Source organism: Mesorhizobium silamurunense (assembly GCF_014843825.1).
GTDB classification, from domain to species: Bacteria; Pseudomonadota; Alphaproteobacteria; order Rhizobiales; family Rhizobiaceae; genus Mesorhizobium; species Mesorhizobium silamurunense.
The window spans coordinates 1-537 of sequence record NZ_JHQR01000228.1; the positions used below are offsets into that span (position 1 = coordinate 1).

Here is a 537-nt window from a genome sequence, read left to right on the forward strand (position 1 = left end):
AGGTTCCGCTGCCCGCCTTCGCGCCGAGGCCGAAGGCCGATGTCGGCCAGCAGACGCCTGAAAACGTGCCGTTCGCCGTGGCGGACGCCTCGGCCACGGCCGAGCAGGCGGTGGCGACGGCGCATGCTCCGGCCAATGTGCCCTTCGGCATGGCCGATGCCACCGGCGCGGCGCAGGCCGCGGCCGATCCCGCGCAGGTGGCTGTCAACAACATCCCGCTACCGACTTGGCGTCCCGATCGTTCGACGCCGGCCGAGCTCGTCTCCAAGGACAAGAACGTGCTGCTGGCGCTGGCGGAAACCGCCTCGCAGGATAAGAGTGCGACCGACGCCTTCTCGGTGTTGCCGACCGCGCGGCCCGACGCGGGCAAGCCGGATGAGATCAAGGCTGTGCTCGAGCAGGCCAGCGCAACCACCGTGGCCGGCGCGAGCGGGGCCGAATATGAGGTCGCTTCGCTGACGGCGCCGGAGCCGCGCTCGGCGTTCAACGATCCGTCGGGGCTCGATGCCGCCTCGCCGCGTGAAGCCATCGCCGCCC

1 pseudogene is annotated in these 537 nt (G+C 71.3%); it reads left to right on the plus strand.

The annotated features are described in order from the left end of the window. Positions 1 to 537: pseudogene (locus DH10_RS24940) on the plus strand (DUF882 domain-containing protein); the annotation flags it as partial.